This is a genomic window from Mycolicibacterium celeriflavum, from assembly GCF_010731795.1.
GTDB lineage: Bacteria > Actinomycetota > Actinomycetes > Mycobacteriales > Mycobacteriaceae > Mycobacterium > Mycobacterium celeriflavum.
This window is the reverse complement of record NZ_AP022591.1, coordinates 3,957,702-3,976,141: the sequence shown is the minus strand read 5'-3', so window position 1 is coordinate 3,976,141 and position 18,440 is coordinate 3,957,702. Positions and strand designations below refer to the sequence as shown.

Annotated in this window: 17 protein-coding genes; 4 read left to right on the top strand and 13 right to left on the bottom strand. The window is 65.7% G+C overall.

The window, feature by feature from the left end; translation table 11 throughout:
* Window positions 1-5: 5 nt before the first annotated feature.
* The 8 genes from G6N18_RS19255 to G6N18_RS19220 form a co-directional block, all read right to left on the bottom strand.
* Window positions 6-1,478: an MCE family protein gene (locus G6N18_RS19255; RefSeq protein WP_083007369.1), complete on the bottom strand. Its 1,473-nt coding sequence runs from the start codon at window positions 1,476-1,478 to the stop codon at window positions 6-8.
* Window positions 1,475-2,536: an MCE family protein gene (locus G6N18_RS19250; protein WP_083007371.1), complete on the bottom strand. Its 1,062-nt coding sequence runs from the start codon at window positions 2,534-2,536 to the stop codon at window positions 1,475-1,477. Before G6N18_RS19250 ends, G6N18_RS19255 begins: the two co-directional genes overlap by 4 nt.
* Window positions 2,526-3,563, bottom strand: coding sequence for an MCE family protein (locus G6N18_RS19245; protein ID WP_083007374.1), 1,038 nt, complete (start codon window positions 3,561-3,563; stop codon window positions 2,526-2,528). Before G6N18_RS19245 ends, G6N18_RS19250 begins: the two co-directional genes overlap by 11 nt.
* Window positions 3,563-4,762 (bottom strand): MCE family protein, encoded by a 1,200-nt coding sequence (locus G6N18_RS19240; protein WP_083007376.1) that lies wholly within the window; start codon window positions 4,760-4,762, stop codon window positions 3,563-3,565. Before G6N18_RS19240 ends, G6N18_RS19245 begins: the two co-directional genes overlap by 1 nt.
* A 5-nt stretch (window positions 4,763-4,767) precedes the next feature.
* Window positions 4,768-5,610, bottom strand: a complete 843-nt coding sequence (locus G6N18_RS19235; RefSeq protein ID WP_163689914.1) for an MlaE family ABC transporter permease — start codon at window positions 5,608-5,610, stop codon at window positions 4,768-4,770.
* A complete protein-coding gene (locus tag G6N18_RS19230) occupies window positions 5,607-6,371 on the bottom strand; it encodes an MlaE family ABC transporter permease (RefSeq protein WP_163689912.1) in 765 nt (254 codons plus the stop codon). Before G6N18_RS19230 ends, G6N18_RS19235 begins: the two co-directional genes overlap by 4 nt.
* 270 nt (window positions 6,372-6,641) lie before the next feature.
* The gene (locus G6N18_RS19225) at window positions 6,642-7,547 is read right to left on the bottom strand and encodes a 3-oxoacyl-ACP reductase (RefSeq protein ID WP_083007105.1); all 906 of its coding nucleotides are present in this window, start codon (window positions 7,545-7,547) and stop codon (window positions 6,642-6,644) included.
* A 45-nt stretch (window positions 7,548-7,592) separates the two neighbouring features.
* Entirely contained in the window at window positions 7,593-7,784 is a 192-nt protein-coding gene (locus G6N18_RS19220; protein ID WP_083007103.1) for a ferredoxin, read from the bottom strand.
* A gap of 156 nt (window positions 7,785-7,940) precedes the next feature.
* On the opposite strand from G6N18_RS19220, the gene G6N18_RS19215 reads away from it, so the two are divergent.
* From G6N18_RS19215 to fadD17, 3 genes are read left to right on the top strand one after another with little or no spacing between them, the layout of a single operon-like run.
* Entirely contained in the window at window positions 7,941-9,122 is a 1,182-nt protein-coding gene (locus G6N18_RS19215; RefSeq protein ID WP_083007100.1) for an acyl-CoA dehydrogenase family protein, read from the top strand.
* 11 nt (window positions 9,123-9,133) lie between these two features.
* Window positions 9,134-10,240, top strand: a complete 1,107-nt coding sequence (locus G6N18_RS24635; RefSeq protein WP_083007098.1) for an acyl-CoA dehydrogenase family protein — start codon at window positions 9,134-9,136, stop codon at window positions 10,238-10,240.
* A gap of 1 nt (window position 10,241) precedes the next feature.
* Entirely contained in the window at window positions 10,242-11,780 is a 1,539-nt protein-coding gene (gene fadD17 / locus G6N18_RS19205; protein WP_083007095.1) for a long-chain-fatty-acid--CoA ligase FadD17, read from the top strand.
* Between the two features lie 4 nt (window positions 11,781-11,784).
* Here fadD17 and G6N18_RS19200 read toward each other — a convergent pair whose 3' ends face one another.
* From G6N18_RS19200 to G6N18_RS19190, 3 genes are all read right to left on the bottom strand, one after another.
* The gene (locus G6N18_RS19200) at window positions 11,785-12,654 is read right to left on the bottom strand and encodes an NmrA family NAD(P)-binding protein (RefSeq protein ID WP_083007092.1); all 870 of its coding nucleotides are present in this window, start codon (window positions 12,652-12,654) and stop codon (window positions 11,785-11,787) included.
* 81 nt (window positions 12,655-12,735) lie between these two features.
* Complete coding sequence (locus G6N18_RS19195; RefSeq protein WP_083007089.1) at window positions 12,736-13,857, bottom strand: NAD(P)H-dependent flavin oxidoreductase; 1,122 nt, start codon at window positions 13,855-13,857, stop codon at window positions 12,736-12,738.
* Window positions 13,858-13,876: 19 nt separating this feature from the next.
* Complete coding sequence (locus G6N18_RS19190; protein WP_083007086.1) at window positions 13,877-15,538, bottom strand: medium/long-chain-fatty-acid--CoA/3-oxocholest-4-en-26-oate--CoA ligase; 1,662 nt, start codon at window positions 15,536-15,538, stop codon at window positions 13,877-13,879.
* 69 nt (window positions 15,539-15,607) lie between these two features.
* Here G6N18_RS19190 and G6N18_RS19185 point away from each other — a divergent pair, with 69 nt between their 5' ends.
* Window positions 15,608-16,408, top strand: a complete 801-nt coding sequence (locus G6N18_RS19185) for a crotonase/enoyl-CoA hydratase family protein (protein ID WP_083007083.1) — start codon at window positions 15,608-15,610, stop codon at window positions 16,406-16,408.
* Window positions 16,409-16,492: 84 nt separating this feature from the next.
* Here the strand turns inward: G6N18_RS19185 and G6N18_RS19180 are convergent, their stop codons facing one another.
* A complete protein-coding gene (locus G6N18_RS19180) occupies window positions 16,493-17,689 on the bottom strand; it encodes a cytochrome P450 (protein WP_083007081.1) in 1,197 nt (398 codons plus the stop codon).
* Window positions 17,686-18,405: an acetoacetate decarboxylase family protein gene (locus G6N18_RS19175; RefSeq protein WP_083007078.1), complete on the bottom strand. Its 720-nt coding sequence runs from the start codon at window positions 18,403-18,405 to the stop codon at window positions 17,686-17,688. The genes G6N18_RS19180 and G6N18_RS19175 overlap by 4 nt, the downstream gene beginning before the upstream one ends.
* Window positions 18,406-18,440 lie beyond the last annotated feature (35 nt).

Genomic DNA, 18,440 nt, shown 5'->3' with positions numbered 1-18,440 from the left:
GCGGATCACGGGGCACCTCCACCGGGCAGCGGGGCCGGCATCGGGATGGGAGCGACCGGGGCGTGCGCGGGCGCGGGCTCAGCCGCGTTCACATCGGCGCCCGGCAGCGGTGCCTCCGCGGGCAACTCGGAAGCCGCCCCCCCGGCATGCGAGTTGTCAGGCGGCGGCGGCTGTTCGGGAGCGGCATCCGGTGCGGGCGGCACGATCAGCGAGCTGAGATCCGTGTTGCCCGACAACTGCGGTGGTGTGACGCCCGGCGCAGGCTGCCACTGCAGATACGGCACCGGGGTTTCGGCCTTCGCCTCGGTTTCCGGGGTGTCGTAGATGATCTGCCCCTTGTAGGCGGTGATGCTGTTGATGGGATGGAACATCAGCGGCGGGTAGTTCATCGCGATGCGCTTGAACACCGGCCCCATGCGTTGCCGACATATCTCGGCCCGCTTGTAGTTGTCGGTTGACGTGCCTGTGTCAAACGTGCCGCCGCAGATGAACTGCACCGGGTTGCCGAAGTTGGGCAGCGTGAGCAGGCCCACGACGGTGCCCTGCGCGGGGTTGTAGATGTTGTAGAAATTCGACAGGCCGTTGGGCGTGATGTGCAGAATCTGCTCGATGTCCTCGCTGCGTTCCGTCAGGATGCTGGTGAAGTCCGTGAGCTTGGCGACCTGATCGATCAGCGCACCGTTGCTCTCGTTGAGGAAGCCGCGGACGTCGGCCAGCGCCTGGTTCAGCGTGCCCAGCGTAGTGTCGAGATCGGCGGTGCTGTCGGCCAGTACCTGAGATACGGATGCGACGTGGTTGGAGAACTGCACGATCTGCTCGTTGCTGTTGGATAGCGCGTCGACGAGCACCTGAAGGTTGCGGATGGTGCCGAATAGGTCGGTGCGCGAGTCACCGAGGCGGCCCGCCGTCTTCGAGAGTTCACGCAGGGCTTGACGGAACGAGTCGCCGTTGCCGTCGAACGTGTCGGCGGCCTGGTTGACGAAGGCGGTCAGCGGGCCCTGCACCGACCCCGGCTTCGCGCCGAGCTGGGCGCTCAGCTGTGTGAGTTGCTCTTTAACCTCGTCCCATTCGACCGGTACTGCGGTGCGGTCGAGGCCGATCTCGGCGCCGTCGGCCATTTTCGTGCCGCCGGTGTAGGCGGGGGCCAGCTGAATGAACCTCGCCGCAACCAGGTTCGGCGCGACGACGAGGGCCTTCGCGTCAGCGGAGACCTCGACGCCGTTTTCCACCGTCATGGTCACCTTCACGTCGGTCGGCCGCGGTTCGATCGAATCGATTGTTCCCACCGGTACACCGACGATGCGGACATCGTCGCCGGGGTACAACCCGACCGCTGAGGTGAAGTAGGCGGTCAACTTGGTGCCGCTGCGCGACGGCATGACCAGCAGCACGCCGATGACCAGCATGATGACCAGTGCCGCCATCACGGCTATGCGCAGCCAGCGGCCGCGGTTCGGAGTCGATGTCGCTTGCGTCATGGTGACTTCGGCCTGACGATGATGCGCTCGGAAATGAACCCGCGGAGGTAGTCGGCGAGGCTGTCGGGCAGCTTCCCTGGTTGGAAGTAGAAGTCCAGCAGCACCTCGGCTAGCGGCGCCGGCGGCAACCCGTATAGGTTGATCTGAAATCCGGATCCAGAACCGACGACTTCGCCAAGCGTGGTGGCGTACGGGGGAAGCCGCTTGAGCGCCTCGCTGATGTGCTCGCGGCGCTCCAGCAGGTTGTCCATCACCAGGTTGAGCTTCTCCAGCGCGGGCCTGAACTCACGTCGGTTGTCGGCTACGAATCCCGAGAGTTGTTCGGACACCTCGTCGATGCCCTCGATCAGGTTGCTCAGCGCCTCACGCCGCTCGTCGAGCGCGGCGAACAGCAGGTTCCCGTCGACGATCAACTGGCTCACCTGGCCGGCGCGCTGAGCCAGCGTGTCGGAGACCCGCTTGGCATGGCCGAGAAGGTGTTCGAGCGCTTCGTCGCGTCTGTTCAGGCTGCGCGACAGACCCGCGATACCGTCGAGCGCCCCACGCAACTGCGGGGTCGCGTCCCGCAGCGAGTCGGTGAGCGTCTGCAGTGCCTGCTCGAACCGCGGCTTGTCGAGCTCGTTGGCGTTCTGCCCAAGGTCCTGCAACGCCGTATTAAGCGTGTACGGAGACGTCGTGCGTCCCAACGGGATACTGGTCGTCTCGCCGCTGCCCTGCGGCATCACCGCAAGTGACTTCTCACCGAGCACGGTGTCGGTCTTGATGGCGACCATTGTCTGGTCGCCGACCCAGATGTCGCGGTCGACGGTGAACGTCACCTTGGCGGTGCCGCCGGCCAGTTCCACGCCGGTCACCTGGCCGACGTTGATGCCGGACACGTTGACGTCATTGCCGGGCGAGATGCCGCCCGCGTCGGTGAAGTACGCGTCGTAGGGCTTGCCCTGAGGGAAGAACGGCAGGCTGCTGTAGCCGAATGACACCAGCACCAGGCACACCACGAGGAAGATGCCGAAGATGCCGGTGCGCAGCGGATTCGAATCGTCGGGTCTACTCGACATTGGGCGAACACCTCCCCTTCGACGGATCCGGTGGGCCGCCGAGCGGAATCAGCATGTCACTGCCCGCCGGGCCGTTGATCTTCATCCGAACCGAGCAGTAGAAGATGTTGAAGAACGAGCCGTACGCGCCGAGAGCGTTCAGCCGAACATAGTTCTCGGCGAGCGGCTCGATCACCTTGTTCACGTCGGCCTTACGCTCGTCGAGACGCTGGGCGAACGGCCGGACGTTCTCGATGACACCCTGGATCGGCCTGCGGGATTGCCCCAGCATGTCGGTCAGGTCGTTCTCGGCCGAGGCCAGCGGGGGGATGGTGCCGGCGATCGGGTCGCGGCCCTCGGCGAGACCGGTGATGAGCCGCTGAAGTTGGTCCACGCTGTCGTTGAACTGGGCGCCCTTCTCATCGACCGTGGCCAGCACCGTGTTGAGGTTGTTGATCACGTCGCCGATCAACTGGTCGCGCGCCGCGAGGTTCTGGGCGAACGCACTGGTCGTCGACAGCAGGTTCGACAGCGCACCGCCCTCGCCCTGCAGCAGTTCGATCACCGCACTGCTGACCTCGTTGATCTTCTGGCCGTCGAGTCCCTTAAGCACCGGCCGTAGCCCGCCCAGCAACGCGTCGAGATCGAGCGCGGGTTGGGTGTTGGTCACGGGAAGCGTGCTGCCCGCCGGCAGCTTGCGTAACTCACCTGGGCCCGAGGTGATCTCGAGATACCGGTCGCCGACCAGGTTCTCGTAGCGCACCACTGCGCGCGTCGAGGTGTACAGCTGATAGCGCTTAGCTACGTCGAACGCCACGTCGACGGTGTTGTCGGCATTCAGCTTCACGTCGTTGACAGTGCCGACGGGCACACCGGCGATCCGCACATCCTGACCGGCCTTCAACCGCGAGGCGTCGGTAAACGTTGCGCGATAACCCTCTTCTGCTGTGAATCTGAACTCGCCGAAGACGATCACCAACATCGCCGCGACCAACACCATGACCACCGTGAAGATGCTGACGTTGAGCAGCGTCCGATCACCCTTCATCAGAAGTCGTCCCTTTCCGCGAAAGCCCCGTTGAACAACCACTGCAGCGTCGACGGCGCGTCGAACTGCAACTCGGTGTTCGGCTGGTACGGAACGTAGGCGTTATCGGTGACCAGGAACGGTGAGCGGTACCAGGAACCGCCGAACTGCTTGCTCGGCACATTGGGCAGACCACGGCAGTTGGGTCCGCCGGAGGCGTTCACGATGGGCAGACTTTCCGGATAGGTGTACGCGGGCGCGCCGAGCATGAAGTTCGATGACACAAAAAGACCAGGACGGATGCCGCCGATGATGGGTGCGAAGCGATCCACGGCCAGCGCGGTCCCCTCGAGAACGCAACCGAATTCGGGGGAGTAGTCTGCCGCCACCTTCAGCGGTGCCCGCAGCCGTTGGATCGCCGCAACGTAGTCGGTCTCCGCCGGTTCGAGCGTCTGTGTTCCGTTGTTGGCCAGACCGATTGCGGCCAGCAGCGTCGCGTTGAGGTTGTCCTGCTCGGCGACGATCGTGTCGCTGATCGCGGGCGCGTTGTCGAAGATGCGTGCCAGATCTGGGCCCGCGTCACCGTAGATGTTGGCCACCACGGCGGTCTTGCGTAGATCTTCCTGCAGCGTGGGCAGCTTCGGATTGAGCTGCTGCAGATAGGAGTTCAGGCCGGCCAACAGAGCGCCCAGGTCGTCGCCGTTGCCGCGCAGGCCCTCCCCCAGTGCGCTCAGCGTCGCGTTGAGCTCGATCGGGTCGATCTTTTGCAGGACGTCGGTCAAGGTCTGGAATAACGTGTTGACCTCCAGCTGCACTGACGACGCCCTCACGGCGGCACCGGCACGCAACTGGCCCGTCGGGTTCTCGGGCGGTACGAACTCGACAGATTTGGCGCCGAAGACGGTCGTCCCGGCGATCCGGACGTCGGCGTTGGCCGGGATGTACCGCATCTCGTTGCTGTTGATCGCCAGCGTCAGCTTCGCTTGATCGCCCACGTACTCGATTGATCTGACTTCACCGATCTGGATGCCACGGTACTTGACCTTGGCCTCGCGCTCCATCACCAGGCCGGCACGCGGGGAGGTCACGGTAACCGTATCCGTCGATGTGAACGCCGCCGTGTAGGACAGGTACGTGAACACCGTTGCGGCCACAACAATCGCCACCAGGATCGCCGCGGCGATCCTGACGTGGGTGCGCTTCGCGTCTCCGTCTGCCACCGCGGTTACCCGGAGAGGTTGAAGTTGCCGGACGCGCCGTAGACGGCGAGTGAGATGAACAAGGTGATGGTGACGACGACGATCAGGGAGGTGCGCACGGCTTGGCCGACGGCGATGCCGACACCGACCGGGCCGCCGGAGGCGTTGTAGCCGTAGTAGGTGTGCACGAGCATGACCGCGACGGCCATCACGATGGCCTGGAGGAAGGACCAGAGCAGGTCGGTAGGTACCAGGAAGGTGTTGAAGTAGTGGTCATACAGGCCCGCGGACTGGTTGTTGATGAACACCGTGGTGAAGCGGGCGGCGAAGAACGCCGCGAGTACCGACAGTGAGTACAGCGGGATGATCGCGATCATGCCGGCCATCAGCCGGGTGGAGACCAGATAGGACACCGAGTGCACCGCCATGGCTTCCACGGCGTCGATCTCCTCGGCCACCCGCATCGCCCCGAGTTGGGCGGTGGTGCCCGCGCCGATGGTGGCCGCCAGCGCGATCCCGGCGATCACCGGGGCCACGATGCGCACGTTGAGGAACGCCGACAAGAACCCGGTCAGCGCCTCGATCCCGATATTGCCCAGCGAGGAGTAGCCCTGCACGGCGATCACCCCGCCCGAAGCCAGCGTCAAAAACGCCGCCACCCCGACGGTGCCGCCGATCATCACCAACGCCCCGGTGCCCATCGTCATCTCGGCGATGTTGCGGATGGTCTCGGTGCGGTAGCGGCGCACCGCGTTGGGCAGATAGCGCATCGTCTCGCCGTAGAACAGCGCCTGCTCGCCGATGGTGTCCACGGCCTTGGGCACCCCGCTGAACATGCGGCGCAACCGCACGGTGACGTCGTAGCTCATCGGACCAGCACCCGCACCCCGACCGCGGTCATGATCACGTTGATCACGAACAAGCAGATGAACGCATAGACCACGGTCTCGTTGACCGCGATGCCCACCCCCTTGGGCCCGCCCTTGACCGTCAACCCCCGATAACAGCCCACCAGCCCGGCCACCACACCGAACAGCAACGCCTTGATCTCGGCCATCACCAACTCACCCAGACCGGTCAGCACGGTCAACCCATTGATGAACGCCCCCGGGTTGACGCCCTGCAAAAAAACCGAGAACGCATAACCACCTGAGAGCCCGATCAGACACACCAGACCGTTGAGCAACAACGCCACAAACGTCGAGGCCAGCACCCGCGGCACCACCAGGCGCTGGATCGGGTCGATGCCCAGCACCCGCATCGCGTCGATCTCCTCACGGATGGTGCGCGCCCCCAAATCGGCGCAGATCGCCGTGGCGCCCGCCCCGGCCACCACCAACACCGTCACCACCGGGCCCAGCTGGGTGATGGTGCCAAAGGCCGTACCTGCCCCCGACAGATCGGCCGCACCGATCTCGCGCAGCAAAATGTTGAGCGTGAACGCCACCAATACCGTGAACGGAATCGCCACCAACAACGTCGGCACCAACGAAACCCGCGCGATCATCCACGTCTGATCCAGAAACTCCCGAAACTGAAACGGACGCCGAAAAGTTTTGGAGAACGTATCGAAAGACATCTCCACGAACCCGCCCACGGCCCGAGCCGGTGCCGCCAGCTGTTCGATCAACCTTAGCTCCGTTCTCGGGGGCCGGATGGTTGCGCATAGTCGCCGTGGCGAAGAGGCGAAACTCGTTGTCACGGCGGGCTTCCCAGCCCTTGGTTAAGCGTTGCTCTTAGTGAGCCGGATCATACTAACTAGAACACGTTCGCGGTGTCAAAGAACCGGAAAAGTAGCCGAAATTGTGATCTTTGCGCTGTTCAAGCCAGGCGTGACCGAGGTCATTGTAGAACGTGTTCTAGCACGAGCCGAGCTCGGCGACCGAGACCTTCAGTCTTGCTACGCCATCAGTCCGGTGGCGGCGAAGCACTTCTGCGAATCATGGCCAGCAAAGTAATTTCGCAGCGTTTCGGACAGGTCCGACGGGTTCCAGGCATCGGCTTCGGCGCTGAACTGTGCCTCCACGGTCGGCGCCGCCACCAACGTCACCGTTGGACCGTAGACGATGAACAGCTGTCCGTTAACCCCCTCCGCCGCGGGCGAGGCCAGGAAGCGGACGAGGTTCACCACGTGCTCGGGCGACAGCGGGTCTATCTGGCCTTCCGTAAGTTCCGGCGCTTGGCCGAAGACGTCCGCGGTCATCGCCGTGCGGGCGCGCGGCGCGATGGCGTTGGCCCGCACGCCGTAGCGTTCGAGCGCGCGCGCCATCGACAGCGTCAGTGCGGTGATGCCGGCCTTTGCCGCGCCGTAGTTGGCCTGCCCGACCGGTCCAACCAGGCCGGCCTCCGAGGAGGTGTTGATCACCCGGCCGTAGATCTGGCCGTTGTTCTCCTTGGCTTTCGCCCGCCAGTACGTTGCGGCGTTGCGGGTCAGCAGGAAGTGCCCACGCAGATGGACGGCGATCACCGCATCCCAGTCCTCGTCGGACATGTTGAACAACATCCGGTCGCGGGTGATGCCCGCGTTGTTGACGACGATGCCCAGCCCGCCGAGACCGTCGGCCGTTTCGACCAGCTCGTCGGCCGTCGACCGCTCGCTGATGTCACCGGCCACCGCGACGGCCTTGGCGCCCGCGGCGGTGATCTCGTCGATGACGTCGGATTTGTCCAACGCCGCGGCGATGTCGTTCACGACGATGGTGGCTCCCGCCCGGGCGAGGCCGATGGCCTCCGCGCGGCCCAGCCCGGCGGCCGCGCCGGTTACCACCGCTACGCGGCCGGACAGGTCGTTGGCGTCAGTGCTCATGCGGCTCCTCGGGTGGAGGGTTTCGGCGTCAAATTATGAATACCTCTAGTCTCTGCGGATCAATGCGGCGCGTGGGCACTCGGCGATCGACTGCTCGGCCAGATCCTCCTGGTCGGCAGGCACCGGGTCGGCCTTGACCACCGCGTAATCCTCGTCGTCGAGATCGAACAGGCCCGGCGCGATTCCCACGCACACGGCGTTACCCTCGCAGCGGTCCCGGTCCACTTCCACTCTCATCACAACCTCCTCGCGGTCAGAGCTGCTCCGAGCCCAGTGTGACACCGGTCTGGACCCCAAGACTAGAACGTGTTACAACCGGGGGTGAACGCGGGCTGGGCTTCCGTTTCAGCCTGGCTGCCAGCTTCGTGCCTCTACAGAAGTTAGGACAAGGCGATGCGAATCGGCTACACCCCAGAGCAGGAAGAGCTGCGTCGCGAGCTGCGCTCCTACTTCACCAAGCTGATGACGCCCGAGCGGGCCGAGGCGCTGGCGTCCAACGACGGCGAGATGGGCCGCGGCAACGTCTACCGCGAGACCGTCGCTCAGATGGGCAAGGACGGCTGGCTGACGCTGTCGTGGCCCAAGGAGTTCGGCGGCCAGGCCCGCCCGCCGATCGACGGACTGATCTTCAACGACGAGGCCGCGCTCGCCAACGTGCCGGTGCCGTTCCTGACCATCAACAGCGTGGCGCCGACCATCATGGCGTTCGGCACCGAAGAGCAGAAGAAGTTCTTCCTGCCCAAGATCGCCTCGGGTGACCTGCACTTCTCGATCGGGTACTCCGAGCCGGGCGCAGGCACCGATCTGGCGTCGCTGCGCACCACCGCGGTCCGCGACGGCGACGACTACGTCATCAACGGTCAGAAGATGTGGACCAGCCTGATCGCCTACGCCGACTACGTCTGGCTGGCGGCGCGCACCAACCCGGAGGCCAAGAAGCACCGCGGCATCTCGATGCTGATCGTGCCCACCACCGCGGAGGGGTTCTCGTGGACGCCGGTGCACACGATGGCCGGCGTGGACACCAGCGCGACGTACTACCAGGACGTGCGGGTGCCGGTGACCAACCTGGTCGGCGAGGAGAACGCCGGCTGGAAGCTGGTGACCAACCAGCTCAACCACGAGCGGGTCGCGCTGGTTTCCGCGCAGCCGATTTACTTGGCACTCAACGGCGTTCGAGAGTGGGCGCAGAACACCAAGGATGTGCACGGCAACCGGTTGATCGACTCGGAGTGGGTGCAGCTGAACCTGGCCCGGGTGCACGCCAAGGCCGAGGTGCTCAAGCTCATCAACTGGGAGCTGGCGTCCGCGGACGACGCGGCGCCGTCGCCCGCGGACGCCTCGGCCGCCAAGGTGTACGGCACCGAGTTGGCCACCGAGGCGTATCGCCTGCTGATGGAGGTGCTCGGCACCGCCGCCACGCTGCGTCCCGATGCGCCCGGCGCGCTGCTGCGCGGGCGGGTCGAGCGGATGCACCGCAGCTGCCTGATCCTGACGTTCGGCGGCGGCACCAACGAGATTCAGCGCGACATCATCGGGATGGTCGCGCTCGGCCTACCCCGAGTGAACCGGTAAGGATTGTCGACATGGACTTCAAGACGACGGAAGCGTCCGAGGACCTCGGCGGGCTGGTTCGCACCATCGCCGACTCGGTCGTCACACCGGAGCGCCAACGCGAACTCGACGGTCTCGAGCAGAGGTTGGACCGTGACCTGTGGGGCAAGCTGATCGAGGCCGACGTGTTGTCGGCGGCATCCCCGGAAGGTGTGGGCGGCGGTGGATTCGGCGTACTCGAGCAGGTCGCGGTGCTCGTGGCGCTCGGTCGACAGCTCTCTGCGGTGCCCTACCTGGAGTCGGTCGTGCTTGGGGCGGGCGCGCTGGCCGAGTTCGGATCCGAGGCGCTGCAGCAGGAGTGGGCGGTGCCGGCGGTCAGGGGCGAGAAGATCCTGACCATCGCGCTCGACGGCGAAATGGGCGAGGGACCGGTGCAGGCGACATCTTCGGGGGCGAGCGGCTCTGGGTTCCGGCTCACCGGTTCGCGCACCCTGGTGCCGTACGGACCGGTCGCCGACGCGTTTCTGCTGCCGGCTGAAACAGATTCGGGCACAAAGGTCTTCCTGGTTCCGGCAGCGAATACGGGCGTGGCGGTCGAGTCGCTGAGCACCACCGGACAGGGTAGCGAAGGGCATCTCGAGCTGCGCGGGGTCGAGCTGGGCGCCGACAGCGTCGTCGGTGACGCCGAGGCCCTGGCTTGGCTGGTGACGCGAGCAACGTTGGGACGCAGTGCGTTCCAGCTCGGCGTGCTCGAGCGTGCTTTGGAGCTCACCGCGGAATACGCCCGTGAGCGTGAACAGTTCGACCGGCCGATCGGCAGCTTCCAGGCGGTGTCGTCGCGGTTGGCCGACGGCTACATCGACGTCAAGGCGCTGCGGTTGACGCTGACCCAGGCGGCCTGGCGACTGTCCGAGAACCTCCCCGCCGACGTCGACGTCAGCACCGCGGCGTTCTGGGCCGCCGATGCGGGCCACCGCGTCGCGCACACCACGGTGCACGTGCACGGCGGCGTGGGCATCGACACCGACCACCCGGTGCATCGCTACTTCCTGGCGGCCAAGCAGACCGAGTTCGCGGTCGGTGGCGCCACCGGACAACTGCTGCGCATCGGCCGGGAGTTGGCCGACACTCCCGCCTGAGGTGAACGAACTTCCCACCGTCGCAGGACTGTTGACGCCGCTGATCGACGTCGACGACCGGGGCATGTACTTCACCGACGAGCCTCTCGGGCGAGGAGACGACGACACCGTCTCGTTCACGCCGTGGCGTGAGCACATTCGGCACGCAGCGGCGCTGGCGGCGGCACTGCGCGCGCGCCTCGACCCGGACCGGCCACCGCATGTCGGCGTGCTGCTGCAGAACACCCCGTTCTTCTCGGCGGTCCTGGTGGCCGCGGGGTTGACCGGCATCGTGCCGGTCGGGCTGAACCCGGTGCGCCGCGGCGCGGCACTGCAGCGCGACGTCGAACACGCCGATTGCCAGGTGGTGCTCGCCGATTCGGCGTCGGCGTCGGCGCTCGGCGATGTCGACCACATCGACGTCGACTCCCCCCAGTGGGCGGCCGAGGTGGACGCACACCGCGACGCGCCGGTGCAGCTGCGGGCCGCCGACCCCGGCGACCTGTTCATGTTGATCTACACCTCGGGCACCAGCGGTGACCCCAAGGCGGTCAAGTGCAGCCAGGGCAAGGTCGCGATCGCGGGCGTGACGATGACGCAACGCTTCTCGCTCGGACCCGACGACACCTGCTACGTCTCGATGCCCCTGTTCCACTCGAACGCGGTGCTGGTCGGTTGGTCGGTGGCGGTGGCGTCGCAGAGCTCACTGGCGTTGCGCCGCAAGTTCTCCGCGTCGCAGTTCCTGCCCGACATCCGCCGGTTCGGTGCGACGTATGCGAACTACGTGGGCAAGCCGCTGTCGTATGTGCTCGCGACCCCCGAACGACCCGACGACGCGGACAATCCGCTGCGGGCGGTCTACGGCAACGAGGGCGCGCCCGCCGACATCGAGCGCTTCGCCGAACGATTCGATTGTGTGGTGATGGACGGCTTCGGTTCCACCGAGGGGGGTATCGCGATCGCGCGCACGCCCGACACCCCGCCCGGCGCCCTGGGCCCGCTGCCGCCCGGCACCGAGATCGTCGACGTCGACACCGGCGAGCCGTGTCCGCCCGGCGTGACCGGTGAACTCGTGAACGCTTCGGACACCGGGCGTTTCGAGGGTTATTACAACGATCCCGGGGCCGATGCCGACCGGATGCGCGGCGGTGTCTACCACAGCGGCGACCTGGCCTACCGCGACGAGCAGGGTTACGCCTACTTCGCGGGCCGGCTCGGCGACTGGATGCGGGTCGACGGCGAGAACCTCGGCTCGGCACCGATCGAGCGGGTCCTGCTGAGGCACCCCGACGTCGTCGAGGTCGCGGTGTACGGGATACCGGCACCCGACGTCGGTGATCGGGTGATGGCCGCGGTGACGCTGACCGAGGGCGCTGCGTTCGATCCCGGTGGGTTCCGCGACTTCCTGGCGGCCCAACCGGACCTCGGCCGCAAGCAGTGGCCGTCGTTCGTCCGGATCAGCGAAACGTTGCCGCGCACCGAGACGTTCAAGGTGATCAAGCGGCAGATGGCCGCCGAAGGCATCGAATGCGCCAACCCGGTTTACGAGATCCGGGCTTAGGGGCTCAGCTCCAGACGCGGTCGCGCCATCGCCAGGCGCTGTCGGCGAGGAATTCGGTGAGCGTGCGGGGCGGTCTGCCGAGGAGGCGCTGGACGTCGTCGGTGATCTGCTGGTTCTGCCCGAACCGGGTCAGCGTGTAGACCGCTGCCATGAAACCGATGGTGTCCCAGCCGACGCCGCGGCCGCGCAGCCGTCGGGCGAAGGCGATCAGGTTCGGATCGGTGTAGGTGACGGGATAGCCCAGCGCAGTTGTGAGTTCCTCTGCGACCTCGGTCATGGTCAAGGCGGCCGGTCCCGTCAGGTGATACACGACGTTGCGGTGGGCCTCGCCGTCGCCGAGCACCAACTCTGCAACAGCGGCGGCGTCGCGGGCGTCGATGAACGTCGTGCGGCCACGACCGGCGGGGATGAACAATTCACCGCACTCGGCGATGTCCTGCCCGTGAGTGGAGATCTGCCGGTGCAGGTTCTGCATGAAGAAGCTGCACCGCAGCACGGTCCACGTCATCGAGCTTGCGCGCAGTGCGGCCTCCACCTTGTAGTGCGGGATGAACCGGGCGCGGTCGGCGCCGAAGACCGAGATGTACACGACGTGTCTGCATCCGGCTCGCTCGGCCGCATGCAGGAACGGGATGATCGCCTCGCGAGCGGCGCGGTTGCCGGGCAGCGGGAACAGCAGGAACAGCAGGAACAACGAATCCACGTCAGCCAGCGCGTCGTTCCATGTGGACCGATCGAAGAAGTCCAGGCGTGTCGGCACGGCCGAGCCACCGCGTAGCCGGGCGTGCACCTGCTCGGGGGTGACGACTGGCCACCCGCCACTTCGGCCCGTCCTGCCGGGTGTCGAGGAGCCTGACGAGTTCGTGACCCACATTGCCCGACGGGCCGGTGACCAAGAGCATCATCCGGTAGTACCACAGCCGCTCCGCGCCGTGGCACAACGCGCTGACGCGCGTCAGCCGTCGCGGACGACGTCCAATCGCCGGGTTGCCTCTTCGAAGCCCTGCACCAACTCGGCGATGATCTCGGCGACGGGACGGATCTCGTTCATCCGGCCGACGATCTGGCCCACCGGCATCGCGACGGTGTCGGGGTTGTCGGACTCGTTCATCCGCTGGTGGGCCTCGCTGACGAGGATGTTCTGCAGCGGCATCGGCAACGGTTCCGGCGCATCGGGGGCATCCCACGCTTCGGTCCATTTGCTCTTCAACAGCCGCGCAGGCTTGCCGGTGTAGATGCGGCGGCGCACGGTGTCACTGGAGTTGGCGCGCAGCAATGCTTCCTGGATCGTCGACACGCCGCTGGGCTTGCGATAGCCGAGGTCGTATTCGGCCGCCGTCAGGAATGCCGAACCCATCCACACGCCGGATGCACCCAGCGCCAGCGCGGCGGCCACCTGCCTGCCGGTGCCGATCCCACCGGCCGCCAGTACCGGCGCCCTACCATCAAGGGCGTCAACGATTTCGGGCCACAGCACCATCGAGCCGATTTCACCGGTGTGTCCGCCGGCCTCGTGTCCCTGTGCCACCACGATATCGACGCCGTTCTCGACGTGCCGCTGGGCATGCTTGGCGCTACCGGCCAGCGCCGCGACCGGCACTCCCGCCGCATGTGCCTGGTCGATGACGTCCTTCGGCGGGGAGCCCAGCGCGTTGGCGATCAGCTTGATCGGATGTCTCAGTGCGACCTCGACGTGCGAGCGGGCCACCGAGTGCAGCCAGCCAAGCACACCCTCGTTGCGCTCCCCCTCGTCGGGAAGTGGTGGGACACCAAGGTCGGCAAGGGTTCTCGTGACGAAGTCGCGGTGGCTCTGCGGGATGAGCTTGTCGATGTCGACCGCCGTGCCCTCCTGCGGCACCTTGGCAGGCATGACCACGTCGACGCCGTAGGGCAAGCCGAGAGTGTTCTCGTCCATCCAGCACAGGACGCGCTCGAGGTCGTCGGCGTCGTTGAACCGCACGCAGCCCAGCACCCCGAGTCCGCCGGCCTTGCTGGCCGCGGCGGCAACCTTCTCCGACGGTGTGAAGACGAAGATCGGGTACTCGATGCCGAAGCGATCGCACAGTTCGGTGCGCATCTCTATTTCTCCCGTCGCTTCAGGACACAGTTCCGACGTGGTTGGCGTGCGCATCGTCGGCGGGCCGCTCCTCGGTGGTGTCCTTGGCCCACCGGTAATCCGGCTTACCCGCCGGCGTGCGCTGGATCTCGTCGACCCACCACACCTTGCGCGGCACCTTGTAACCGGCGATCTCCTGGCGCACGAAGGTGTCGAGGTCGGCGAGCGTCGGCTGGGTGCCGGGGCGGCGATGAACCACCGCCGCGACACACTGGCCGTAGCGTTCGTCGGGCACCCCGACCACGAGCGCGTCGAACACGTCCGGATGCCCCTTGAGCGCGGCCTCGACCTCCTCGGGATAGATCTTCTCGCCGCCGCTGTTGATCGACTGCGACCCGCGGCCGAGCATCGTGACGGTGCCGTCGGCCTCCACCTCGGCGTAGTCACCCGGAATGGCATACCGAATTCCGTTGAAAGTGCGGAAGGTCTGCCGGGTTTTTTCTTCGTCCTTGTAGTAGCCGACTGGGATGTTGCCCTTCTTCGCGATCAGCCCGCGCACACCCGAACCGGGTTTGACCTCGTTGCCGTCTTCATCGAGGACGACGGTGCGGTGATCGATGGTCACCCGCGGGCCGCCGCTGTGCGACTGGCCCTTGGCCACGATGCTGATGCCACCGAAGCCCGTTTCCGAGGATCCGATCGAGTCGGTGATCACCCGGTTCGGCAGCAGTTCGAGGAACTTGTCCTTGATGCTGGTGGAGAACAGCGCCGCGGTGCTGGCCAGCAGGAACAGCGACGACAGGTCGGGTTCGCGGCCCTCGTCGTGCAGCTTGGTCAACGCGTCGAGAAGTGGACGGGCCATCGCGTCGCCGGTGAAGAACAGCAGATTGACCTTGTGCTTCTCGATCGTATGCCAGACTTCGTCCGGGTCGAATTCCGGTGTCAGCACGGTGGTTTGGCCCGAGAACAATGACATCCAAGTCGCCGACTGGGTTGCGCCGTGGATCATCGGCGGGATCGGGTAGCGGACCATCGGCGGGTTCTCGGCGGCGGCCTTGGCCAGGTCGTATTCGTCCTTGACGAACTCGCCCGTGGCGAAGTCGGTGCCGCCGAACAGCACCCGGTAGATGTCCTCGTGGCGCCACATGACGCCCTTGGGGAAGCCGGTCGTGCCACCGGTGTAGAGCAGGTAGATGTCGTCCTCGCTGCGCGGGCCGAAATCCCGCTCAGGGGAAGCCTGCTCGAGCGCGGAGTAGAACTCGGCGCCGCCATATTTGAGGAAGTCGTCGGCTGGGCCCTCTGTGCCGTCCTCCACCACCAGGACCGTCTTGACGTTCGGCGTCTCGGGCAGGACGTTCGCGACGCGGTCGGCATAGCGGCGTTCATGTACCAGCGCCACCATGTCGGAGTTCTCGAACAGATACTTCAGCTCGCCTTCGACGTAGCGGAAGTTGACGTTGACCAGGATGGCGCCCGCCTTCACGATGCCGACCATCGCGATCACGATCTCGATGCGGTTGCGGCAGTACAGACCGACCTTGTCGTTCTTCTTGACGCCCCGGTCGATGAGGTAATGGGCCAGGCGGTTGGCCTTGTCCTCCAACTGGGCGTAGGTGAGCTGGTCGTCGCCACAGATCAGGGCGACGCGGTCTGGCACAGCATCGATGGCGTGCTCGGCGAGATCAGCAATGTTCAGGGCCACGGAACCTAAACTAGAACGTGTTACATTTCGAGACAAGTCTGTGGCTCCGAACCAGGAAAGAGAGCGACCGTGAGCGAGAGCGAAAAAGGCCCCGACGCCCTCATTGAGCAGCGCGGACACACTCTGATCCTGACGCTGAACCGGCCCGAGGCGCGCAACGCGCTTTCCACCGAGATGCTCTCGATCATGGTCGAGGCCTGGGATCGCGTCGACAGCGATCCGGAGATCCGCACGTGCATCCTCACCGGCGCCGGCGGCTACTTCTGCGCGGGTATGGACCTCAAGGCCGCGACGGCCAAACCGCCCGGCGACTCGTTCAAGGACGGCAGCTACGACCCGTCGCGCATCGACGGGCTGCTGAAGGGCCGTCGGCTCAAGAAGCCGCTGATCGCGGCGGTGGAGGGACCGGCCATCGCGGGCGGCACCGAGATCCTGCAGGGCACCGACATCCGCGTCGCCGGCGAAAGCGCCAAGTTCGGCATCTCGGAGGCCAAGTGGAGCCTCTACCCGATGGGCGGTTCCGCGGTGCGCCTGGTGCGTCAGATTCCCTACACGATCGCGTGCGATCTGCTGCTGACCGGTCGTCACATCACCGCCGCCGAGGCGTTGGAGTACGGGCTGATCGGCTACGTGGTGCCCGACGGCACCGCTCTGGACAAGGCGCTGGAGATCGCCGAGGTGATCAACAACAACGGGCCGCTGGCCGTGCAGGCGATCCTCAAGACGATCCGCGAAACCGAGGGCATGCACGAGGAAGAGGCCTTCAAGCCCGACACCGCCAACGGCATCCCGGTGTTCTTGAGTGAGGACGCCAAGGAGGGCCCCCGGGCGTTCAAGGAGAAGCGGGCCCCAAACTTCAAGATGCGCTGACGGGCGGCGCGATTGTGAATCTCACGACGCATAATGCCGCTGAAGCGTCGTGAGATTCACACTCGAGGCGGGCCCATCGGCGTGCTAGGCGCCTACCGGCTTCGTCGGCGTGAACTTCACCGGCATCTTCTCCAGGCCCGACACGAAGTTGGCGGGCCGCAAAGGTAATTCGTCGTCGGAAGCCAACCGAAGATCGGGCAGGCGCTGCAGCAACTTGGTCTGCATGATCGACAGTTCGAGGCGGGCGAGCTGGTTGCCCAGGCAGAAGTGCGTGCCGAAGCCGAACGCCAGGTGGTTGTTGGGATAGCGCTCGATATCGAAGGACTCCGGGCGCTCGAAAACCGCTTCGTCGAAGTTCGCCGACTCGAACAGCAGGATCATCTTCTCGCCCTCCTTGAGGGCGGTTCCGTGAAACTCGGTGTCGGAGGTGACGGTTCGCGCCATGTTCTTCACCGGCGCAGTCCAGCGCAGCATCTCCTCGATCGCGTTGGGCAGCAACCCCGGATCGTTGAGCAGCTTCTGATGCTGGTCCGGATGACGCAGTAGCTGTCGAGTCCCGCCGGACAGGGTGTGCCGGGTGGTCTCGTCGCCGCCGATCAGCAGCAACAGCACCTCGGTGACGATCTGGTGGTCCTCCAGCTTCGACCCCTCGACCTCCGCGTGCACCAGCACGCTGACCAGGTCGTCGGTCGGTTCGGCCTTGCGGGCCTCGATCATGCCCATCATGTACTGGCTGTAGGCGGCGAACGCGTCCATCGTGATCTGGAACTTCTCGGGGTCCGCGGTGCTGCTCAGGAAGCTGACCAGATCGTCGGACCACTTGAGGAACATCTCCCGTTCCTCGGGGCGCACACCGAGCATGTCGCCGATGACGGCCATCGGTAGCGGCGCGGCGATGTCCCAGACGAAATCGCACTCGCCGCGCTCACACACGTTGTCGATCAACGTGTCGCACAGCGAACTGATCGACCCTTCAAGGTCTTTCACCCGCTTGCGGGTGAAGCCGGCGTTGACGAGCTTGCGCCGCAACAGATGCTGCGGATCGTCCATCTCGATCATCATTTCGACGCCCGGCTGATCCGGCCGGATCCCGCCGGCGTTGGAGAACAGGTCGGGATTGCGCTCGGCCTCGATCACCGCGGCATAGGTGGCGGCGGCGGCCAAGCCGTTGCGGTCCCGGAACACCGGCTCGTTCTCGCGCATCCATTTGTAGACGGATCGCGAGTCCCCGGCGTAGAACCCACCGTCGGTGAGATCGACATCTGGTCGAGTGAGCGTCATGGACGGACCTCCTGCGCGTCAGCGAACGACATCTCCACGTTGCCGGCCGAACTGGAGAACAGCGCGCGTTTCGGGAAGCCTAGCGAGGCCAGCTCCTTGGCGTAGGGATGTTCGCCCAACCGGACGCGCGCGCCACCAGGCCGGTAGCGCACATCGGACAGCTTCATCTCCCCGACCGTCTGCCGGACCACCCCGTCACGGTAGGAGTACGTGGGATGCGCCTGCGGCTTGGACGTGAACGCCGCGGGCGCCTTCAGCCCCGGCTTGAAGTCCATGCCGACGGCGAACTGCCCGTCGATCGTGACGTCGAACCCGAACGTGTGGCCGTCGCGAATCGTGAAGTCGGACATCACCTTCGGGTAGCCCCAGATCTTCGTGCCCGCCTCGAGCGTGAACGCCTGGTCGACGGGCAGGTGGTGGATGAAGGCGCCGGCGTCCTGCAACGCGCGCGGGCCCGAAGCAGAAGACCCCGGCGGGTTCACCATCACGTTGGTGCCGTACTCGTAGTACTGGCCGAGGTCGCCGTCGACGTAGTGCATCAGCATCAGCACGACGACGGCGCGTCCGGGCAGGAAGCGGCACACCTGCAGGCCGCTGTAGTCGATCATCCGTTGGGCGGCGTCGGCGTTGACCGAGAACATCGCCATGTGTTGCTGCGCCTTGCGGATCTTCACCGGCATGGTCAAAACGGTGCCCGCGATGGTGTGCTGACTCATCGCGTCAATCTAGAACGCGTTCTAGACAACTAGCA

Bases quoted from the DNA above. Each gene is read 5' to 3' on its own strand.
- G6N18_RS19235 (WP_163689914.1), bottom strand. From the start codon at position 5,610: ATGAGCTACGACGTCACCGTGCGGTTGCGCCGCATGTTCAGCGGGGTG.
- G6N18_RS19225 (WP_083007105.1), bottom strand. From the start codon at position 7,547: ATGAGCACTGACGCCAACGACCTGTCCGGCCGCGTAGCGGTGGTAACC.
- G6N18_RS19250 (WP_083007371.1), bottom strand. From the start codon at position 2,536: ATGTCGAGTAGACCCGACGATTCGAATCCGCTGCGCACCGGCATCTTC.
- G6N18_RS19200 (WP_083007092.1), bottom strand. From the start codon at position 12,654: ATGTGGGTCACGAACTCGTCAGGCTCCTCGACACCCGGCAGGACGGGC.
- G6N18_RS19180 (WP_083007081.1), bottom strand. From the start codon at position 17,689: ATGACGCTCACTCGACCAGATGTCGATCTCACCGACGGTGGGTTCTAC.
- G6N18_RS24635 (WP_083007098.1), top strand. From the start codon at position 9,134: ATGGACTTCAAGACGACGGAAGCGTCCGAGGACCTCGGCGGGCTGGTT.
- G6N18_RS19220 (WP_083007103.1), bottom strand. From the start codon at position 7,784: ATGAGAGTGGAAGTGGACCGGGACCGCTGCGAGGGTAACGCCGTGTGC.
- G6N18_RS19195 (WP_083007089.1), bottom strand. From the start codon at position 13,857: ATGCGCACCGAACTGTGCGATCGCTTCGGCATCGAGTACCCGATCTTC.
- G6N18_RS19245 (WP_083007374.1), bottom strand. From the start codon at position 3,563: ATGAAGGGTGATCGGACGCTGCTCAACGTCAGCATCTTCACGGTGGTC.
- G6N18_RS19255 (WP_083007369.1), bottom strand. From the start codon at position 1,478: ATGACGCAAGCGACATCGACTCCGAACCGCGGCCGCTGGCTGCGCATA.
- G6N18_RS19215 (WP_083007100.1), top strand. From the start codon at position 7,941: ATGCGAATCGGCTACACCCCAGAGCAGGAAGAGCTGCGTCGCGAGCTG.
- G6N18_RS19175 (WP_083007078.1), bottom strand. From the start codon at position 18,405: ATGAGTCAGCACACCATCGCGGGCACCGTTTTGACCATGCCGGTGAAG.